Below are 16045 nucleotides of genomic sequence, written 5' to 3' on the forward strand. Positions count from 1 at the left end.
ATCATGAAAGAGATTATGCTCCCGTATATTTTAATCTGTTGGATACTGGTAAAAACAGGGGTTATTCAGTGGACCTTACGTAATGCGGTTATCACCGTAAGTATCGGCGTAATGTTGGCAGCGGCCTTATTTACAGCACACCGTTTTTGGTCACCAGCCGACCTTACCGACAGTACAACCGTAAAAGCACCACACGCTGTGCTAAGCCCTTTATTTGGGCAAGAGGTAGAAGAAGTTTTTGTTGTACATAACCAAATGGTTAAGAAAGGCGATCTTATTTACACCCTTAAAACCGAAGACACTGAATCTCAAGTTATCGGTTTAGAAGCGCAGAAGAAAGCTGCCGAAGCAGAAATACTGGCTTTGATTTACCAAATCAATAACGACAAGAAGAACCTTCAACGTTTAGAGAACTTAAGTGAATTTGCACAAGAGTATCAACGTGATGATTTACGAACCAAAATTGAACAAACCGAAGCGAACGTATTGTCGGTAAAAGCCCAAATGCTAAGCTTAGATGCGCAAATGACCAATGCTAATTGGCAGAACGAGCGCCGAGAAATTCGTGCGCCTTTTGATGGTCAGTTATCGATTACCAATATCGTAAACGGCACGCGTGTAGGTAATATGCACTTATACGATACCAACAAGAAATTTGTAGAAATGCGAATTGCCGATCAAACGTACCGCGGCATACAAGTGGGTCAGTTTGCTGAATTTTATGTTGATGCTTACCCTGGTGAAATATTCCGCGGTCGAGTGCATAGCTTAACAACGGGTACTGGTGAAGCGCGCGTTTCAGTAATAAACGGCTCACAGCAAGTTCGCCGACACGTGGGTAATAACATGGGCTCACACGGTCGAACTATTGTCATCGAATTCGAAGAGCCAGAAGGTTACAACGTGCCTATTGGCGCTACCGGTTCAGGCTGGGTTTCGGCTAACAAACCACATCCAGCGCTTGGTTTTATGGATATTATTGGTGGGGCAACTGTACGCTTAAAAGCCTTTAAATCATATTTGTCGGCGATTTAAACGCCACAACAAACCTAGAGTAGCGCTCCCTTCGCTACTCTACTACTCGCCCTGTAAGGCTAACCATTCGCTATTGTGTCGATCGATAATTGACGAAATCAGATTTGATAGCCATTGCTGTTTAGCCGAATAACGAAGCGAGCTTTTCATGATCAATGCAACATCAATATTCAACTGATGCTGTTGGCTTTTTTCATAGTAAGGTTCGTATTTTAAAGTGAAACAATTGCCCATCAGTTGATCTAACAATATATGGCTATCAACAATAATGCCTACTTCTATCGTGGGATCTAGTGCCTTAAAATGGTCTTGATGCTCGTTTACTCCCGAGATTAGAAACTTCACGTACTCGCCAGATTGATTACCATGAAAATAGCCCGCCCCAGAGTGAATTCTTTTTTGGTAAAAAGACTGAGGTTTATCATTGATAACATGTAAGCCAAGGTCTACTTCTTCGCGTAAAATAAGCGATTCGCTATTAGCGCCCCACTGCCTCATCTCAATCACTGCTGATGTTTGCTCTCTTATCGCGTCGATGATTTGTTTGCCTAAGGTAATCAAATAAGGCTCAACAATATGCAAGGTCACTTTACTGACACTTGATGGGTCAAATTCATCGGGTTCAAGAGCAAGATCTACATCTACCAAAGCGCGCTTTAATTTAGGAGCAATGGATTCGGCATAACCAGTAGGTTGTAATTCTCCAGCATGCCTCACAAACAAAGGATCGTCTAATTGCTCTCTTAACTGAGCCAACACCTTTGAAACATAAGATTGTGACCGCCCTAATTTACGCGCGGCTTTAGTGGTAGAACGAGTGTGCATTAACGCTAAAAAAACGTGTAAAGCATTTAAATCTTTCATCTAAGCTCTGGTTATCCCATAACATTTAGCTAAAGCTACCTTAAAAAAGTCTTCTTGGCTAAACCATTCAAAGTAGTTTTTTGATCTATAGTTTATTTAGTCGCATGCATACAAGCTTGTCCAATAAGGCCAAGCTTTTGCAGAAGATGAAAATAAATATAGGGAAATATAAATGAGCGCCAAGGCAAAGATCCTCTATTTAATGGGTTTGTTGTTCTCCATTATAATTTTACTCATCTCCGCCGTAGGATTTATTAACTTTAAATCCGCTTCTGTAGTCAATTACACCGCCCAATTGGACGATCAAGCGTTCCTTATCGCGAAAGCGATTGAACAAAAAATGGACCGTTATTTTGATGCCTTGGATTTAAAGGCCGCCGAACTTCCAGTGAGTGCCTCTGGCAAAGTAGATGAAAAACAACTAATGGTGTCGCTACATGCGATGAAGAAAAAATTAGGCGTGCTTAATGCCTACATCGGTTTGGCTAGTGGAGACACTTACGCTGCCAGCAATAATGGCATTATTCCTAACTTCAACGCTAAAAAGCTCAATCGCGAATGGTATACCCGTGGTATGGCGAATGAAGCTAAAATTGTTACCACTCCTTATACCAGCAGCACCGGTGATGTTGTAATGGCGGTAGCTGTTCCTGTGCAGCGCGATGGCAAAGCGATAGGCATTTTGGCGGTTAACCTTGCCTTAAATCAGATAACAACGTTTATTGATGGCTTATCGGAACAAAATCAGCTGTTTGTAAGCCGAGAAGACGGTTTCATTATTGCGGCTAAATATACTGATTACATTGGCAAAAACCTGTTTGAATTACGCCCCTCCTATAAACAGTACAATACAATGGACTCAAGCCAGCATGACTATGATTTTGATGGTAACGAGTATTCCGTGGTTTCAGCAAAAGCATCCACACTCAACTGGACAGTATGGGCGTGGGACCGATGGGATAGTATAAACCAAGCCTCTAACCGTAACCTTATGATCACCGCCTCTCTCGCGGTAGTGCTAATTATTGTCGCCTTAGTGATTACTTACTTTGTGGTCATCCGATTAATGTATGCACCGATTGGCGGCGAACCCTCAGACATAGAAACCATTGTGCAAAACATTGCCAAAGGTGATTTACGCTATTCGGAGCAGCAAACTGGAAGTGAAACCGGGATTTATCATGCGGTGCTGGCCATGGTCAAAAACCTCACCAGCATCGTTACCGGTATTAACACCGCCACCGAGCAGTTAAATAAATCGTCATCCCTTATTCACGAGTCAGCCTCAACGGTAAACACCAGTTCTGAGTCACAAATGATGCAATTGGAGCAAACGTCAACGGCAATGAACCAAATGACGGTAACTGTAGATGAAGTAGCACGTAACGCACTTCAAGCCTCAACGGCAGCAACTGAAGCCAACGAACACTCTCAGCAAGGCATTAGCGTAGTCAACGAAATGAACAACAACATTAACTTGCTAGTTGGCGGTATCGAAAAAGTTCAGGAGGTGATTAACAAGCTAGAAATGGAAACAGAGGGCATTGGCCGAATATTAGAGGTAATTCGCGGCATTGCTGAACAAACCAACTTACTAGCGCTTAATGCGGCGATTGAAGCAGCACGCGCAGGCGAACAAGGCCGAGGCTTTGCGGTGGTTGCTGATGAGGTGCGTAATCTCGCTAATCGGACTCAAGATAGCACTAATGAAATTCAAGAGATGATTACCAAGCTGCAAACCGAGGCGAAAAATTCCGTATCATTAATGCAAACCAACGCCAAAGATGCTCAACTCACCGCAGAAAAATCAGACCAAGCAAATCAAGCCTTAGAAGCCATAAGTAGCTCAGTGTCAGTGATTCATGACATGAATACCCAAATTGCCACAGCCGCTGAGGAACAGACCCTAGTAGCGGCAGAAATTAACACCAGTATTGTCGGCATCAACGATTTAGCAAAAAGTACTTTCGATAGCTCAGAGAACAATACCAAAATGGTTGAGGAGCTCACTGAAATTGCCAATACACTGAATAAATCCATTGAGGTTTTCAAATTATAAGCCTTAACAAAGCTGGCTAAAATTTAGTCTTAAAATCAAGCTAATACCTTAGTATTAGCTGAATCCTTTTGAGTATTGAGTTAAAAAAATGTAAACTCTGTGTTGCCCGAAGACCTCAATTGTCGGGCAATAACACGGAGTGTTACCTCCTCCCCTTAGATAATAAAAAATGCCTACGAATTAGGAAGAGATATGTCAACAAGACGAATCACCGTAATACCAGGAGATGGTATTGGCCCTAGTATTATCGAAAGTGCAATCGCTATCATGGACAAAGCGGGTTGTGGTTTTGAATATGATTTTGCCAACGCAGGGCTTACTGCGTTAGAAAGTGATGGCAGCCTGTTACCTGAGAAATCCCTACAACTCATCGAACAAAATGGCATCGCACTAAAAGGCCCACTCACAACACCTGTGGGTACCGGCTTCACCTCTATCAACGTTTCAATGCGTAAACATTTCGACCTTTACGCTAACATTCGTCCAGTACGCTCTTTTGTAGGTACTAAAGCGCGTTACGAGAACATTGATATCATCACCGTTCGTGAAAACACCGAAGGGATGTACTCAGGTATTGGTCAGAAACGTAGCGAAGACGGCACTAGCGCCGAAGCGATGAGTGTTATTACAAAAGATGGCGCAGAGCGCATCGTAAAATTTGCTTACGAATTGGCGCGCCGTGAAGGCCGTAAGAAAGTCACCGCCATTCATAAAGCTAACATCATGAAATCAACTTCTGGTTTATTTTTAGAAGTAGCGCGTGAAGTTGCTAAGCAATACCCCGATATTGAGTCGGAAGAAATGATCGTTGATGCCGCATGTATGAACCTAGTAATGTACCCAGAGCGCTTTGACGTAATGGTTACCACAAACTTATTTGGCGACATATTGTCTGACCTATGTGCTGGCCTAGTGGGCGGTTTAGGTATGGCACCTGGCGCTAATATTGGTGAACGTGCAGCAATTTTTGAAGCGGTACACGGCAGCGCACCTGATATTGCAGGACAAGATATTGCTAACCCAACATCGGTTATTTTAGCCAGTATTCAAATGCTTGAATACCTAGGTATGGAAGACAAAGCCGCTAACATTTTAAAAGCGCTTACCGAAGTAATAGCAAGTGGTGACCGTACCACTCGTGATTTAGGTGGCACAGCTGGCACCAAAGAGTTTACTCAATCGATTTTAGATCGTTTATAAACTTATTATCGATTCAAAAAAGGCAGCCTAGGCTGCCTTTTTATCGCTTAGCACTACATCAATGATATTTTAATAAACTCGTGCAAAAACCGTGATTTCTTCCCTATCATGGTAGAGTTGCTTGGCTCTTACTTCATGTTTGAAACCTAACTCACTTAAGCCTTCTCGCAATAGTTCCAAGTCTTGATTAACTTCAGTAAATCGCTGCTTCATTGGCAACTTCAAATTAAACATGGCGTAGCGACACCAACCATTGGCTAACCATTTAAGCATTAATCGCGATACTTTAGCCGGGCGCTCAACCATGTCACACACCAACCAACTTACATTGTCACGCTCAGGTTTATATTTGAACCCATCTTCTCGATAATGCTGCACTTGGCCAGTATCCATTAAAGACTGCGCCATAGGGCCGTTATCCACTGCAGCTACAAACATATTTCGCCTAACCAACTGATAAGTCCAACCACCTGGGCAAGCCCCTAAATCAACCGCATGTTGGCCGTTTTCAATGTATTGCTCGCGCTCTTGTTCATTCAGCAATATCATAAAGGCTTCATCAAGCTTTAGGGTTGAGCGGCTAGGCGCTTCAGATGGAAATTTTAAACGCAGAATGCCATTAGGCTGTGCATTACCATTACGAGTATCAGAGTAACCTAGCCAACAATGGGTACCGCTAACGAAAAATAGCTGCATAGCCGGCAGTTTTGGATTGGTTTTTTTAGTCAACCATTGGTGTTTAACTAGCGCGTTTTCTAACGGGCGAGTAAATTTTTTGCAAAAACTTGATAGTGCTTTTCCGTCGTTAGTATCAGGGTATTCTAAACGCAAACTCCCGCATCGAGGCAACTTCTGCTCTAGCGCTAAAATAGATGCCACTCGGTTCGCTTCATCTAACTGCATTTCTGCCAAGGCTAAAAACCAATGCCGAGCAAATACCAACTGGCGAAAATCTATGCTTTGATAAAGACTTACTGAGTGCTCACTTTGGAAACAGCTAAACTCTACAAACCCTTTACCATCACCTGCTTTGGCAAACCCGTAATAGCCTAACTGCTCGGCATGAAACTGGATTTCGGCGGCACAGTCACTCTCAAAACCAGAGCGACAATAAAGGATGATACTACTCATTACTTATACTCTTTGTAGGTAACGCTAAACACAACCAGCCAATAATCAACACCACTCCACCGAGCGGAGTCATTGGCCCAAATATTTTAGCGCCGAAAAAAGCCAAGCAGTATAAGCTACCGGCAAATAACCAACCACCAATAATCCACAATATTGCACTAAGGCGATACTTATTCAGCACAGCGACCGCCGCCACTAAATGAATAAGTTGGTAGAACACGCCCGTTTCTATCCAGCCAAGCTGTGCGTCACCTAAAAACCGACTAAAGCCATGCGCGGCACCCGCCCCCATTATCACGGTAAATCCGCCGCTTATCGCGAGTAATAAACGAATTGGCCAACTGGCGTTGATTTGATTGCTCATTCTGCGTCTACCAAACCTTCATTCGCAAATTCCTGCTGCTCTTGCTCAACCAGCGAAATCATCCATTCACGAAACGCCACTAACTTGCCCTGCTCTGCTTGGCTCGGTTTACATACCATGTAATAGGCATTTTTACTCAGTAAAACCTGCTCAAAAGGACATACCAAGCGACCCGCTTCAATCTCTGGCTTAGCCAGCACACTGTGTCCCAGCGCCACACCTTGCCCATAAACTGCCGCCTGCAACACCATGGTTGAGTGAGAAAAGATAGGTCCATGGTTAACATTCATTTGGCGCAAACCCACCAACTTAAACCATTCTTTCCAGTCATGGCGGGCGGTATCATGCAATAACGTATGAAACTGCAAATCTTCAGGCTTAGTTAAGGCTTTATCGCCCACCAATAAGCTCGGCGAACATACTGGAACCAAATACTCAGTGTGAAGCTTATCGGCGCGTAAACCAGACCAATTACCTCGCCCATAATAAATAGCAACATCGACATCTTCGGTTAATGAGCCTTCGTACAAATCTACCGCTTTTATTCGAACATCAATATCGGGATGCATCTCACTAAATTGGGATAAACGTGGTACTAACCATTGAATAGCAAAACTGGGTTGTAAACTAACTGTTATCGTTCCTTTAGCGCCACGAGCAAGTAGTCGATCAGTCGCTTCGGTTAAAGATATAAAAATATCTTTAATATCAAGGAAATAGCCTTGGCCTTCTTCGGTCAACAGTAAGGCTCTGTTTTTTCTGCGGAAAAGTTTCAAACCCAAAAACTCTTCTAAGGCTTTGATCTGGTGGCTAACTGCGGCTTGAGTCACAAATAACTCTTCTGCAGCTCGAGTAAAGCTGAGGTGCCTAGCAGCAGCTTCAAACGCTTTTAATGCATTTAGGGGGGGCAAACGACGCGCCATATTAACATCTCATTAACGGATAAGTTTTTCTAATCTATAGGCATTATAAATTATCTATTGTTGTACGACCAGTTGCAGATTAATATGCACACGCAATCAAGCGAAGGGGTCTGACAGAGCGCCTAATATCAAGGTGTTATGTCAGGCCTCTTTAAGTAGTTACCGGATTTGTAATTACTTTGATTGCTATGTTGTGTTTGCATTTGTCGGCCTTTTGCTGACTTCCCTGTTTCTTATTTTGACCCTGTCTGTCAAAAAGAATTTGTAGCCATTGCTTTATGCGATGGCTTTTTTTTGCCTAAAATTCAAGAGCATGAGAAAGCTAGCTAGCTTATTAAGCAAACTAAACCAACAATATTCATAAGGTTTTAGCATTAAAAAAAATAATCTTTGATTTTACGCATAAAAACGCTCGGCGCTGTAAACGCTTAAAAGATCATTGCCCTTTATGTTGACGTTGGTAAAAAACCAAACACAGCAAACCAACTAACAAAATAGGCAAAGCGCTGTAATTCACTGCTCGCCAGCCAAAGCTTTGCTCTAACCAACCAGCTGATAAAGCCGACACTGCCACCAAAGAAAACACCACAAATTCGTTAACTGCCTGCGCTTTCGCTTTTTCATTCAACTGATAAGACTGAGTAAGCATTTGGGTAGCGCCAATAAACATGAAGTTCCAACCAACACCCAACAAGGTTAAGGCAATAGCGAAGTGGTTAAAGCTAGTCCCTAGAAGATTCACCATGACACAAGCAACCATTAGCCCTAATCCCAATAACATGGTTGGAAACAAGCCAATACGCAGTATCAAACGCCCCGTGATAAACGAAGGAGCAAACATACCCAATACATGCCACTCGATAACGGACGCAGATTGAGCAAAATGATAGCCATGGTGATGCATCGCTAAAGGCGTTGCTGTCATTAGTAAGTTCATAACAAAGTAGCTAACTACGCCCGCCACCACTGCCACTATGTAATTCGCCGAGCCAATAATGTCCCTTAAAGGCCGAGCGGCTACTGAGTGTTGATTGCTAGCTGTTTCATCATTGAAGCGAATCATCAGTAGCAAAATTAGGGCAATAATGTAAAGACCAAGCAAACCGACAAAGGCGCCAATGAAAGGCTGCTTAGGCCACCAGGCCTGGCTATAAACTGCGAGGCTCGGCCCGATGATTGCCGCAATAACACCGCCAGCCATAATGGCAGAAATGGCTCTTGGTTGTTGCCCCTCAGAGCAAAGCTCTACTGCTGCGAAGCGGTAAAGCATTCCAAAGCCAATTCCTATCCCAAGTAAAAAGGTCGCACAGCTAAACAACATAAATTGCTGTTGGTACAGAGCATACACCGCCAACACTGCACCGCTAATACCCACTAAGTTACCCAGAACAAAACCCTTCTTGCGCCCAGTAACGCCCATAATAAGAGAAGCAGGAATCGTCGCTAACATTAATCCCAAAAACTGCATCGCAACAGGAAAGGTTACCCACCCAGCAGAAGGCGCGAGCTGTTGGCCAATCAAGCCGGTTACGGCTACCAACAATATATTGCCCGTGGTGAGCAAGGCTTGGCATATAGCCAACATCCATACAAATATATTCAAAATACCCTTCCCTGCAATTAAGCCATCACTATAGAACATTGGTTAAACGAAGGCTGTATTCTTCACCCTGCCTAAAAAGCCTTATTTGTTAACACCCAGCGCACGAATCATTAAGATGAATAGTGCGAAACCCAAGCAAACGGTCATCGTTTAAAGCTGGGTAAAAGCACGAATTTGAAATAGATATAAAAAAGGCGCCCTTAAGGCGCCTGTTTTAATAGGGAGTTATTATTCCCATTCAATGGTAGCTGGTGGCTTTCCAGAGATGTCGTAAACCACGCGTGATATACCGTCTATTTCATTGATAATTCGGTTGCTCACATGGCCTAAGAAGTCGTAAGGCAAGTGTGCCCAATGCGCTGTCATAAAGTCGATAGTTTCTACAGCTCGTAGCGATACTACCCAATCGTATTTACGCGCATCACCCATTACTCCTACCGAACGGACTGGTAGAAACACCGTGAAAGCTTGGCTTACTTTATTGTAAAGATCGTTTTTGTGTAGCTCTTCAATGAAGATAGCGTCTGCACGGCGCAATAAGTCACAGTACTCTTTCTTCACTTCACCTAGTACACGAACACCTAAACCAGGCCCAGGAAACGGGTGGCGGTATAACATGTCGTAAGGCAAACCTAGCTCTAGGCCAATTTTACGCACTTCATCTTTAAACAACTCACGTAAAGGTTCTACCAAGCCCATGTCCATATCGTCTGGCAAACCGCCCACGTTATGGTGAGACTTAATCACATGTGCTTTACCGGTTTTAGAAGCCGCTGACTCAATAACGTCTGGGTAAATAGTACCTTGTGCTAGCCACTTAGCATTTTTTAGCTTTTTCGATTCTTCATCAAATACATCAATGAATACGTGGCCAATAATCTTACGTTTCTTCTCTGGATCGCTCTCACCGGCCATTGCCTCTAAAAAGCGATTTTCTGCGTTTACGTGAACGATATTAAGACCGAAGTGGTTACCAAACATGTCCATGACTTGTTGGCCTTCGTTTAAACGCAATAATCCATTATCTACGAATACACAGGTAAGTTTATCGCCTATAGCACGTTGAATAAGCATCGCAACCACTGATGAGTCTACCCCACCACTGAGGCCAAGAATCACTTCGTCGTCACCCACTTGCTGCTTTATTTGAGCAATCGCGTTTTCGATAATGGATTCAGACGTCCACAAAGCCTCACAAGCACAAATGTCTTTAACAAAGTGCTCTAGCATACGTAAGCCTTGGCGGGTATGCGTAACTTCTGGGTGGAATTGCACGCCGTAAAAGTTCTTTTCTGGGTGCATCATTGCCGCAAATTCACAACTAGGTGTTTGCGCTACGGTAGTGAATCCTTCAGGGATAGCCGATACTTTGTCGCCGTGGCTCATCCATACGTCTAACAAGGCATTACCATTTGGCGCTACCGCATCTTCAATGGCTTTAAACAATGACGATTCAGCTACCACTTCAACTTGTGCGTAGCCAAATTCACGCTGGCCTTCGCCTTGGATTACCGCACCGCCCAGCTGCTCAGACATGGTTTGCATGCCGTAACAAATGCCTAATACTGGCACACCCGCGTTAAACACGTATTCTGGCGCGCGTGGCGAGTTATTTTCCGTCACACTTTCTGGTCCGCCGGCTAAAATTATGCCGTTTGGTGCGAACTCGCGAATGTCGGCTTCTTCAACATCCCATCCCCACAATTCACAATAAACACCAATTTCGCGAATGCGACGTGCGATAAGCTGGGTGTATTGCGATCCAAAATCTAAAATTAGAATACGATGTTCGTGGATATCTCTGCTCATAATCACTTACTTTTTAAAAGAGGCTGATAAAACTAAGCGCCTCTCGGCGCTTAGTGGCATATAAGGTAACGGACTTAGCCCATACGGTAGTTAGGGGCTTCTTTAGTAATGGTAACGTCATGAACATGACTCTCACCCATACCCGCGCTGGTTACGCGAACGAACTCAGCTTTAGTATTTAGTTCGTTAATCGTGCCGCAACCAGTTAGCCCCATACATGAACGTAAACCGCCCATTTGCTGGTGAATAATCGCCTTAACAGGGCCTTTATAAGCTACTCGGCCTTCAATGCCTTCTGGCACTAATTTATCGGCAGCGTTATCGGTTTGGAAGTAACGATCTGATGAACCTTGAGACATAGCGCCTAAAGAGCCCATTCCGCGGTAAGACTTAAACGAACGACCTTGATACAGCTCAATCTCACCAGGTGCTTCTTCAGTCCCCGCAAACATGCTGCCAACCATCACACACGACGCACCAGCCACTAAGGCTTTAGCGATGTCACCAGAGAAACGGATGCCGCCATCAGCGATAACCGGAATATCGCGGCCTTTTAGTGCTTCTACTGCGTCAGATACAGCAGTAATTTGAGGCACACCTACACCGGTTACGATGCGCGTAGTACAAATTGAACCTGGGCCAATACCCACTTTAACGGCACTTACACCAGCATCTGCTAGGGCTATAGCACCTGCGCCCGTTGCTACGTTTCCGCCAACGATGGCGAGATCAGGATATTTAGTTCGAGTGGCTTTAATTCTATCGAGCACGCCTTGAGAATGACCGTGTGAAGAGTCTATCAGCAATACATCTACGCCAGCCTCAACCAAGGCATCTACTCGCTCTTCGTTACCCGCACCAGCACCAACAGCAGCACCAACACGCAAACGGCCAAAACTGTCTTTACACGCGTTTGGTTTACGTTCCGCTTTTTTGAAATCTTTTACGGTAATCAAACCGGTCAATTTAAATGCGTCATCAACCACCAACATTTTTTCAATGCGGTGCTCGTGCATCATTTTTTCAACTACATCACGTGAGGTATCAGTGGTAGTAACTAAACGCTCTTTTGGCGTCATAACCTGAGAAACGGTTTTAGTGAAGTCAGTTTCAAAACGCAAGTCACGCCCAGTAACAATACCGACTAAGTCGTTTGCTTCTGTTACCACTGGAAAGCCAGCAAAACCATGTATCTGACGTAGCTCAGCAATTTGTCCTAAGGTTAAATCAGGCGTTACAGTGATAGGCTCAAGTACAATACCCGCTTCAAACTTCTTCACTCTGCGCACTTCAGCAGCTTGCTGCTCAATGCTCATGTTTTTGTGAATAAAGCCAACACCGCCTTCTTGAGCCAGTGCAATAGCAAAGTTTGCTTCAGTTACAGTATCCATAGCGGCAGATACCATAGGAATACTTAGCGGAATATCTTTGGTTAGACGTGTCGCCAAATTGGCGGTATTTGGAAGTACTTCTGAGTGAGCAGGAAGTAGTAGTACATCATCGAAGGTTAAGGCTTCTTTGGAAATTCTCAACATAGCAACATTCGCCTAAATCAGTTAATAAAGAGGTAAAATATTGCGGACGGATTATAGGTATAAAGCTGGCCAAGGTAAAACGAAAAATGTTATTTTCTTACATTATTTTCTACTTTCCTTCGAGTTAACTGATGAAATCTAGTCAAATAACCAATAATGTTCTGAGTGTTAGTCAGTTAAACCAGCAAGTTAGACGTTTACTAGAAAATTCTATCGGTACGATTTGGTTAGAAGGTGAAATATCTAATTTTTCTACGCCATTTTCGGGGCATTGGTATTTTAGTTTAAAGGACCACTCAGCGCAGGTGCGTTGTGCAATGTTTAAAGGTGCTAACCGCAAGGTAGTATTCAAGCCCGAGTCGGGCATGAAAGTGCTGGTGAAAGCCAAAATAACCATGTACGAGCCTCGTGGTGACTATCAGCTGATTGCAGAAGCTATTCACCCCTCGGGTGATGGCGCGATGCAACAGGCCTACGAACAGCTAAAAATGAAACTAGCCGCCGAAGGACTATTCGCTGATGCCGAGAAACAAACGCTCCCTGAATATCCTAGTTGCATTGGTGTAGTTAGTTCGGCGTCAGGGGCTGCGCTACAAGACATTCTAACGGTGTTAGAGCGCCGTGCACCAGCAACCAAAGTGATTGTGTATCCGGCATCAGTGCAAGGCGATCTAGCGGCTCCACAGCTTATTGAGATGATAGAACTGGCTAATCAGCGAGACGAAACCGACATACTCATTGTTGGCCGTGGTGGAGGCTCTAAAGAAGACTTATGGGCTTTTAATGATGAGCAACTGGCCAGAACTATTTTTGATTCGAATATACCGATTATCTCAGCGGTAGGCCATGAGGTAGACGACAGCATTAGTGATTTGGTGGCCGATGTACGAGCAGCCACCCCATCAGCGGCAGCAGAAATTGTAAGCCAGCAAGCCAGTCACATCCCTCAGCGCATGACGCATTTAAAGCAACAACTAGCAATGCATGCCATGCACAGCTTTAGACAACAGCAAATTTGTTTGGCTCAGCTCAATCATCGTATTCAAGCCCTATCGCCAGTTCATGTATTAGAACAGCAGCAGCAAAGGTTTGATGAGCTAGCACATCGTTTAAGCCTTTCACTTAATCAACAAGTCTCTAATGGTGAGCTTCGTTATGGTCAACTCAAGGCGCGTTTAAAACACTCGCTACTTGAACGAAGAGTTGAACGACAGCAACAACGTGTATATGAGCAGCGACAGCGATTGCTTAACGCTAGCCAACAACTGATTGACCAACAGCAGCAGCAACTCGCCGGCATTTGTCGCCAATTAGATAGTCTCAGCCCATTAAAGGTGCTAGATCGCGGTTTTACCTTGGTGACTCACCAAGATAAATTGGTTAAGCATGCGGCAGAGCTTAAACATGGCGACGTAGTAAAACTGAAATTTTCGGACGATAACCTTAATGCGACTATTTGCTCCTAACACTAATTGTTTTAAACACTAGCTCACAACTAGTGATTCAAATGTCAAAATTAATGGGATTATAGCTAAAACTGGCATAAGATTAGGGGGACTAAACCGGACATCTAGTTGGTTTGAAGTGTAACTGGAAGGACGACCAAGCCCGCTAAAGAGGCGAAGCGACCATTCTTGGTAACTAACTAGCCATTAAATAAAGAAAATTAGCAGCAATACTATGAATTCATTGGATAGCACCAAGGAGCGTGAGCTAACCAGCGTTGATAACAGGGAACAGTTGATCGGTATGATTTATCGAGCGGCAGCAGAACCTGAATATTGGCCTGACCTGCTAGAGCACCTTTATATGATGCCAGAACTTCAGCGAACTGAAGCCCCTGGTAAGCAAGATAACTCCTCGGCAAAACTGAGCCAAATGTTGGACGCAGTCTCGCCGCAACTCTCGATGGCCCAAAGCCAGTACTCTGAACGCAATCAACTGCTGTTGGAGCACTTCAATCAAGCCTTAAACATTGCTAAACGCATTTATCAGCTTGAAGAAAAAAATCACTCACTAAATTCACTACTTGATCATATTCCGGTCGGCGTGATTTTAGTTAATGCTCAAAGTGAAATTTTGCTTACCAACGAGCTAGCAGAAGAAACTCTGCAGCTTGGCCAAGGTTTATATCAAAAGAATAAAAACTTGGTGACCCAGCAAAGCGAATCTACTGAGTTACTTAAGCAATATGTTGAAGAATTGTCTTCGTTAGGGCCTAACGAATCAAGCAGTCGAGGTTTACCTATTCAGGTAAACAACGAGACCGACGTGCAAACCATGGTTATTTTAAGCCCAGTCAATCACCTTCAAGATCCCTTACTTGAGCGTAATGCCAGCGTCGTAGTATTTATTTCCCCTTCTCGCCCAGATGTAGAGCTCGATTTAGCCGCCTTTGCCGATGGTTACAAGCTCACGCCTAAAGAAGCGCGAATTGTTAATTACATCGCCCAAGGTATGTCTCCACCCGACATTGCTGACAAGATATTTGTAAGCTACAACACGGTGCGAACACAGCTAAAATCGGTATTCAAAAAAACCGGTGTAAGCAGCCAAAGTGAACTTGCCAGTTTAGTGTTAACTGGTCCATGGGGAATGCTATCGCAAAGTAGCCGTCATTTTGATTTTGGCACACCTCAAGACAGCAATGCACGCTACTTCAGGCTTCCTGATGAGCGCAAACTTTGTTATCAAGAGTTCGGTGACCCAAAAGGCAAACCCGTGGTGTATTGCCACAGCATCTTAGGTTGTCGCTTAGAAAACTTTTTTGACCAAGTAGATATCGCTGCTCAACTGGGAATTCGATTGATTTCTATCGACCGACCGGGCTTTGGTGGCTCTGACTACCATGAGAGTTACAGTTTTGTGCAATGGACCGCGGATCTAAAAGCGCTGCTAGAGCACTTAAACCTCGCTAAGGTTGAGTTATTGGGGTATGCCACTGGTGGGGTTTATGCGGCCTGTAGCGCAGCTAAAATTCCCGACATGGTTAGCCATTTAACTATCGTTAGCTCAGGTGATGCACTAACTTATGATAGTGACTATAAGGCTACCGCTAAGCTTTATCGTATGCATATGAAACTAGCACGTGACTTCCCTAATATGCACCGCTTATTCACCAACATTTTGGACAAAGGCCTACACAAAGATCCTAACAAACTGTTTAAGGTGCTCGCGCGCGATTTAGAGGGAACCGATGTAGAGCTGTTTGAAAGCCCAATGTTCAAAGAAAAGTTTGGCCGTTATTTAATGGAATCGAAAGTCCAAGGCGGTAATGCCTTTTCCGATGAGGTTCGCCAAGTAATGGCGCCTTGGGGCTTTGAGATTGAAGATGTAAAAGTAGCTACCCAACTCTTTCATGGCGAAAACGACAAACATATACCGCTAACCTTAGCAGAACGCTTTATTGCTCGCGCAGAAAATGCACGTTTAGAGGTGATACCTGAGTTAGGCCATTACATGATTTATCAACATTGGCCTGCAATCTTAGAAAGTATTGCCAAGCGAAAAAGCTAGTTATAA

The 16045-nt window shown here is 44.0% G+C and carries 12 protein-coding genes; 5 read left to right on the plus strand and 7 right to left on the minus strand.

From position 1 onward, the window contains the following. The first annotated feature begins 3 nt into the window (after window positions 1-3). Window positions 4-1035 (plus strand): HlyD family secretion protein, encoded by a 1032-nt coding sequence (locus Q4592_RS15865; protein ID WP_137672832.1) that lies wholly within the window; start codon window positions 4-6, stop codon window positions 1033-1035. Window positions 1036-1077: 42 nt separating this feature from the next. Here the strand turns inward: Q4592_RS15865 and Q4592_RS15870 are convergent, their stop codons facing one another. Beyond that, window positions 1078-1899 (minus strand): LysR family transcriptional regulator, encoded by an 822-nt coding sequence (locus Q4592_RS15870; protein ID WP_303514897.1) that lies wholly within the window; start codon window positions 1897-1899, stop codon window positions 1078-1080. Between the two features lie 172 nt (window positions 1900-2071). On the opposite strand from Q4592_RS15870, the gene Q4592_RS15875 reads away from it, so the two are divergent. Next, window positions 2072-3958, plus strand: a complete 1887-nt coding sequence (locus Q4592_RS15875; RefSeq protein ID WP_303514900.1) for a methyl-accepting chemotaxis protein — start codon at window positions 2072-2074, stop codon at window positions 3956-3958. Window positions 3959-4150: 192 nt separating this feature from the next. Then, window positions 4151-5158, plus strand: coding sequence for an isocitrate dehydrogenase (locus Q4592_RS15880; RefSeq protein ID WP_137672829.1), 1008 nt, complete (start codon window positions 4151-4153; stop codon window positions 5156-5158). A gap of 69 nt (window positions 5159-5227) precedes the next feature. Here Q4592_RS15880 and rlmM read toward each other — a convergent pair whose 3' ends face one another. From rlmM to guaB, 6 genes are all read right to left on the minus strand, one after another. Then, complete coding sequence (gene rlmM, locus Q4592_RS15885) at window positions 5228-6289, minus strand: 23S rRNA (cytidine(2498)-2'-O)-methyltransferase RlmM (protein WP_303514902.1); 1062 nt, start codon at window positions 6287-6289, stop codon at window positions 5228-5230. Beyond that, window positions 6282-6653 (minus strand): DUF423 domain-containing protein, encoded by a 372-nt coding sequence (locus Q4592_RS15890; protein WP_303514904.1) that lies wholly within the window; start codon window positions 6651-6653, stop codon window positions 6282-6284. Before Q4592_RS15890 ends, rlmM begins: the two co-directional genes overlap by 8 nt. After that, entirely contained in the window at window positions 6650-7576 is a 927-nt protein-coding gene (locus tag Q4592_RS15895; protein ID WP_137672826.1) for a transcriptional regulator GcvA, read from the minus strand. Before Q4592_RS15895 ends, Q4592_RS15890 begins: the two co-directional genes overlap by 4 nt. 436 nt (window positions 7577-8012) lie before the next feature. Further along, window positions 8013-9179 carry an MFS transporter gene (locus Q4592_RS15900; RefSeq protein ID WP_303514907.1) on the minus strand — a complete coding sequence of 389 codons (1167 nt, stop codon included), beginning with the start codon at window positions 9177-9179 and terminating at the stop codon, window positions 8013-8015. A gap of 228 nt (window positions 9180-9407) precedes the next feature. Continuing rightward, a complete protein-coding gene (gene guaA / locus Q4592_RS15905) occupies window positions 9408-10988 on the minus strand; it encodes a glutamine-hydrolyzing GMP synthase (protein WP_303514909.1) in 1581 nt (526 codons plus the stop codon). Window positions 10989-11062: 74 nt separating this feature from the next. Further along, window positions 11063-12523: an IMP dehydrogenase gene (guaB, locus tag Q4592_RS15910; RefSeq protein WP_137672823.1), complete on the minus strand. Its 1461-nt coding sequence runs from the start codon at window positions 12521-12523 to the stop codon at window positions 11063-11065. A gap of 131 nt (window positions 12524-12654) precedes the next feature. On the opposite strand from guaB, the gene xseA reads away from it, so the two are divergent. Further along, window positions 12655-13989: an exodeoxyribonuclease VII large subunit gene (gene xseA, locus Q4592_RS15915; protein ID WP_303514913.1), complete on the plus strand. Its 1335-nt coding sequence runs from the start codon at window positions 12655-12657 to the stop codon at window positions 13987-13989. Between the two features lie 214 nt (window positions 13990-14203). After that, the gene (locus tag Q4592_RS15920; RefSeq protein WP_303514916.1) at window positions 14204-16039 is read left to right on the plus strand and encodes an alpha/beta fold hydrolase; all 1836 of its coding nucleotides are present in this window, start codon (window positions 14204-14206) and stop codon (window positions 16037-16039) included. Window positions 16040-16045 lie beyond the last annotated feature (6 nt).

This window comes from Agarivorans sp. 1_MG-2023 (assembly GCF_030548385.1).
In the GTDB taxonomy this organism is placed as follows: domain Bacteria; phylum Pseudomonadota; class Gammaproteobacteria; order Enterobacterales; family Celerinatantimonadaceae; genus Agarivorans.

Coding starts and splice junctions, on each gene's coding strand:
- Q4592_RS15865 (WP_137672832.1), top strand. CDS start 4: ATGAAAGAGATTATGCTCCCGTATATTTTAATCTGTTGGATACTGGTA.
- Q4592_RS15870 (WP_303514897.1), bottom strand. CDS start 1,899: ATGAAAGATTTAAATGCTTTACACGTTTTTTTAGCGTTAATGCACACT.
- Q4592_RS15875 (WP_303514900.1), top strand. CDS start 2,072: ATGAGCGCCAAGGCAAAGATCCTCTATTTAATGGGTTTGTTGTTCTCC.
- Q4592_RS15880 (WP_137672829.1), top strand. CDS start 4,151: ATGTCAACAAGACGAATCACCGTAATACCAGGAGATGGTATTGGCCCT.
- rlmM (WP_303514902.1), bottom strand. CDS start 6,289: ATGAGTAGTATCATCCTTTATTGTCGCTCTGGTTTTGAGAGTGACTGT.
- Q4592_RS15890 (WP_303514904.1), bottom strand. CDS start 6,653: ATGAGCAATCAAATCAACGCCAGTTGGCCAATTCGTTTATTACTCGCG.
- Q4592_RS15895 (WP_137672826.1), bottom strand. CDS start 7,576: ATGGCGCGTCGTTTGCCCCCCCTAAATGCATTAAAAGCGTTTGAAGCT.
- guaA (WP_303514909.1), bottom strand. CDS start 10,988: ATGAGCAGAGATATCCACGAACATCGTATTCTAATTTTAGATTTTGGA.
- guaB (WP_137672823.1), bottom strand. CDS start 12,523: ATGTTGAGAATTTCCAAAGAAGCCTTAACCTTCGATGATGTACTACTA.
- xseA (WP_303514913.1), top strand. CDS start 12,655: ATGAAATCTAGTCAAATAACCAATAATGTTCTGAGTGTTAGTCAGTTA.
- Q4592_RS15920 (WP_303514916.1), top strand. CDS start 14,204: ATGAATTCATTGGATAGCACCAAGGAGCGTGAGCTAACCAGCGTTGAT.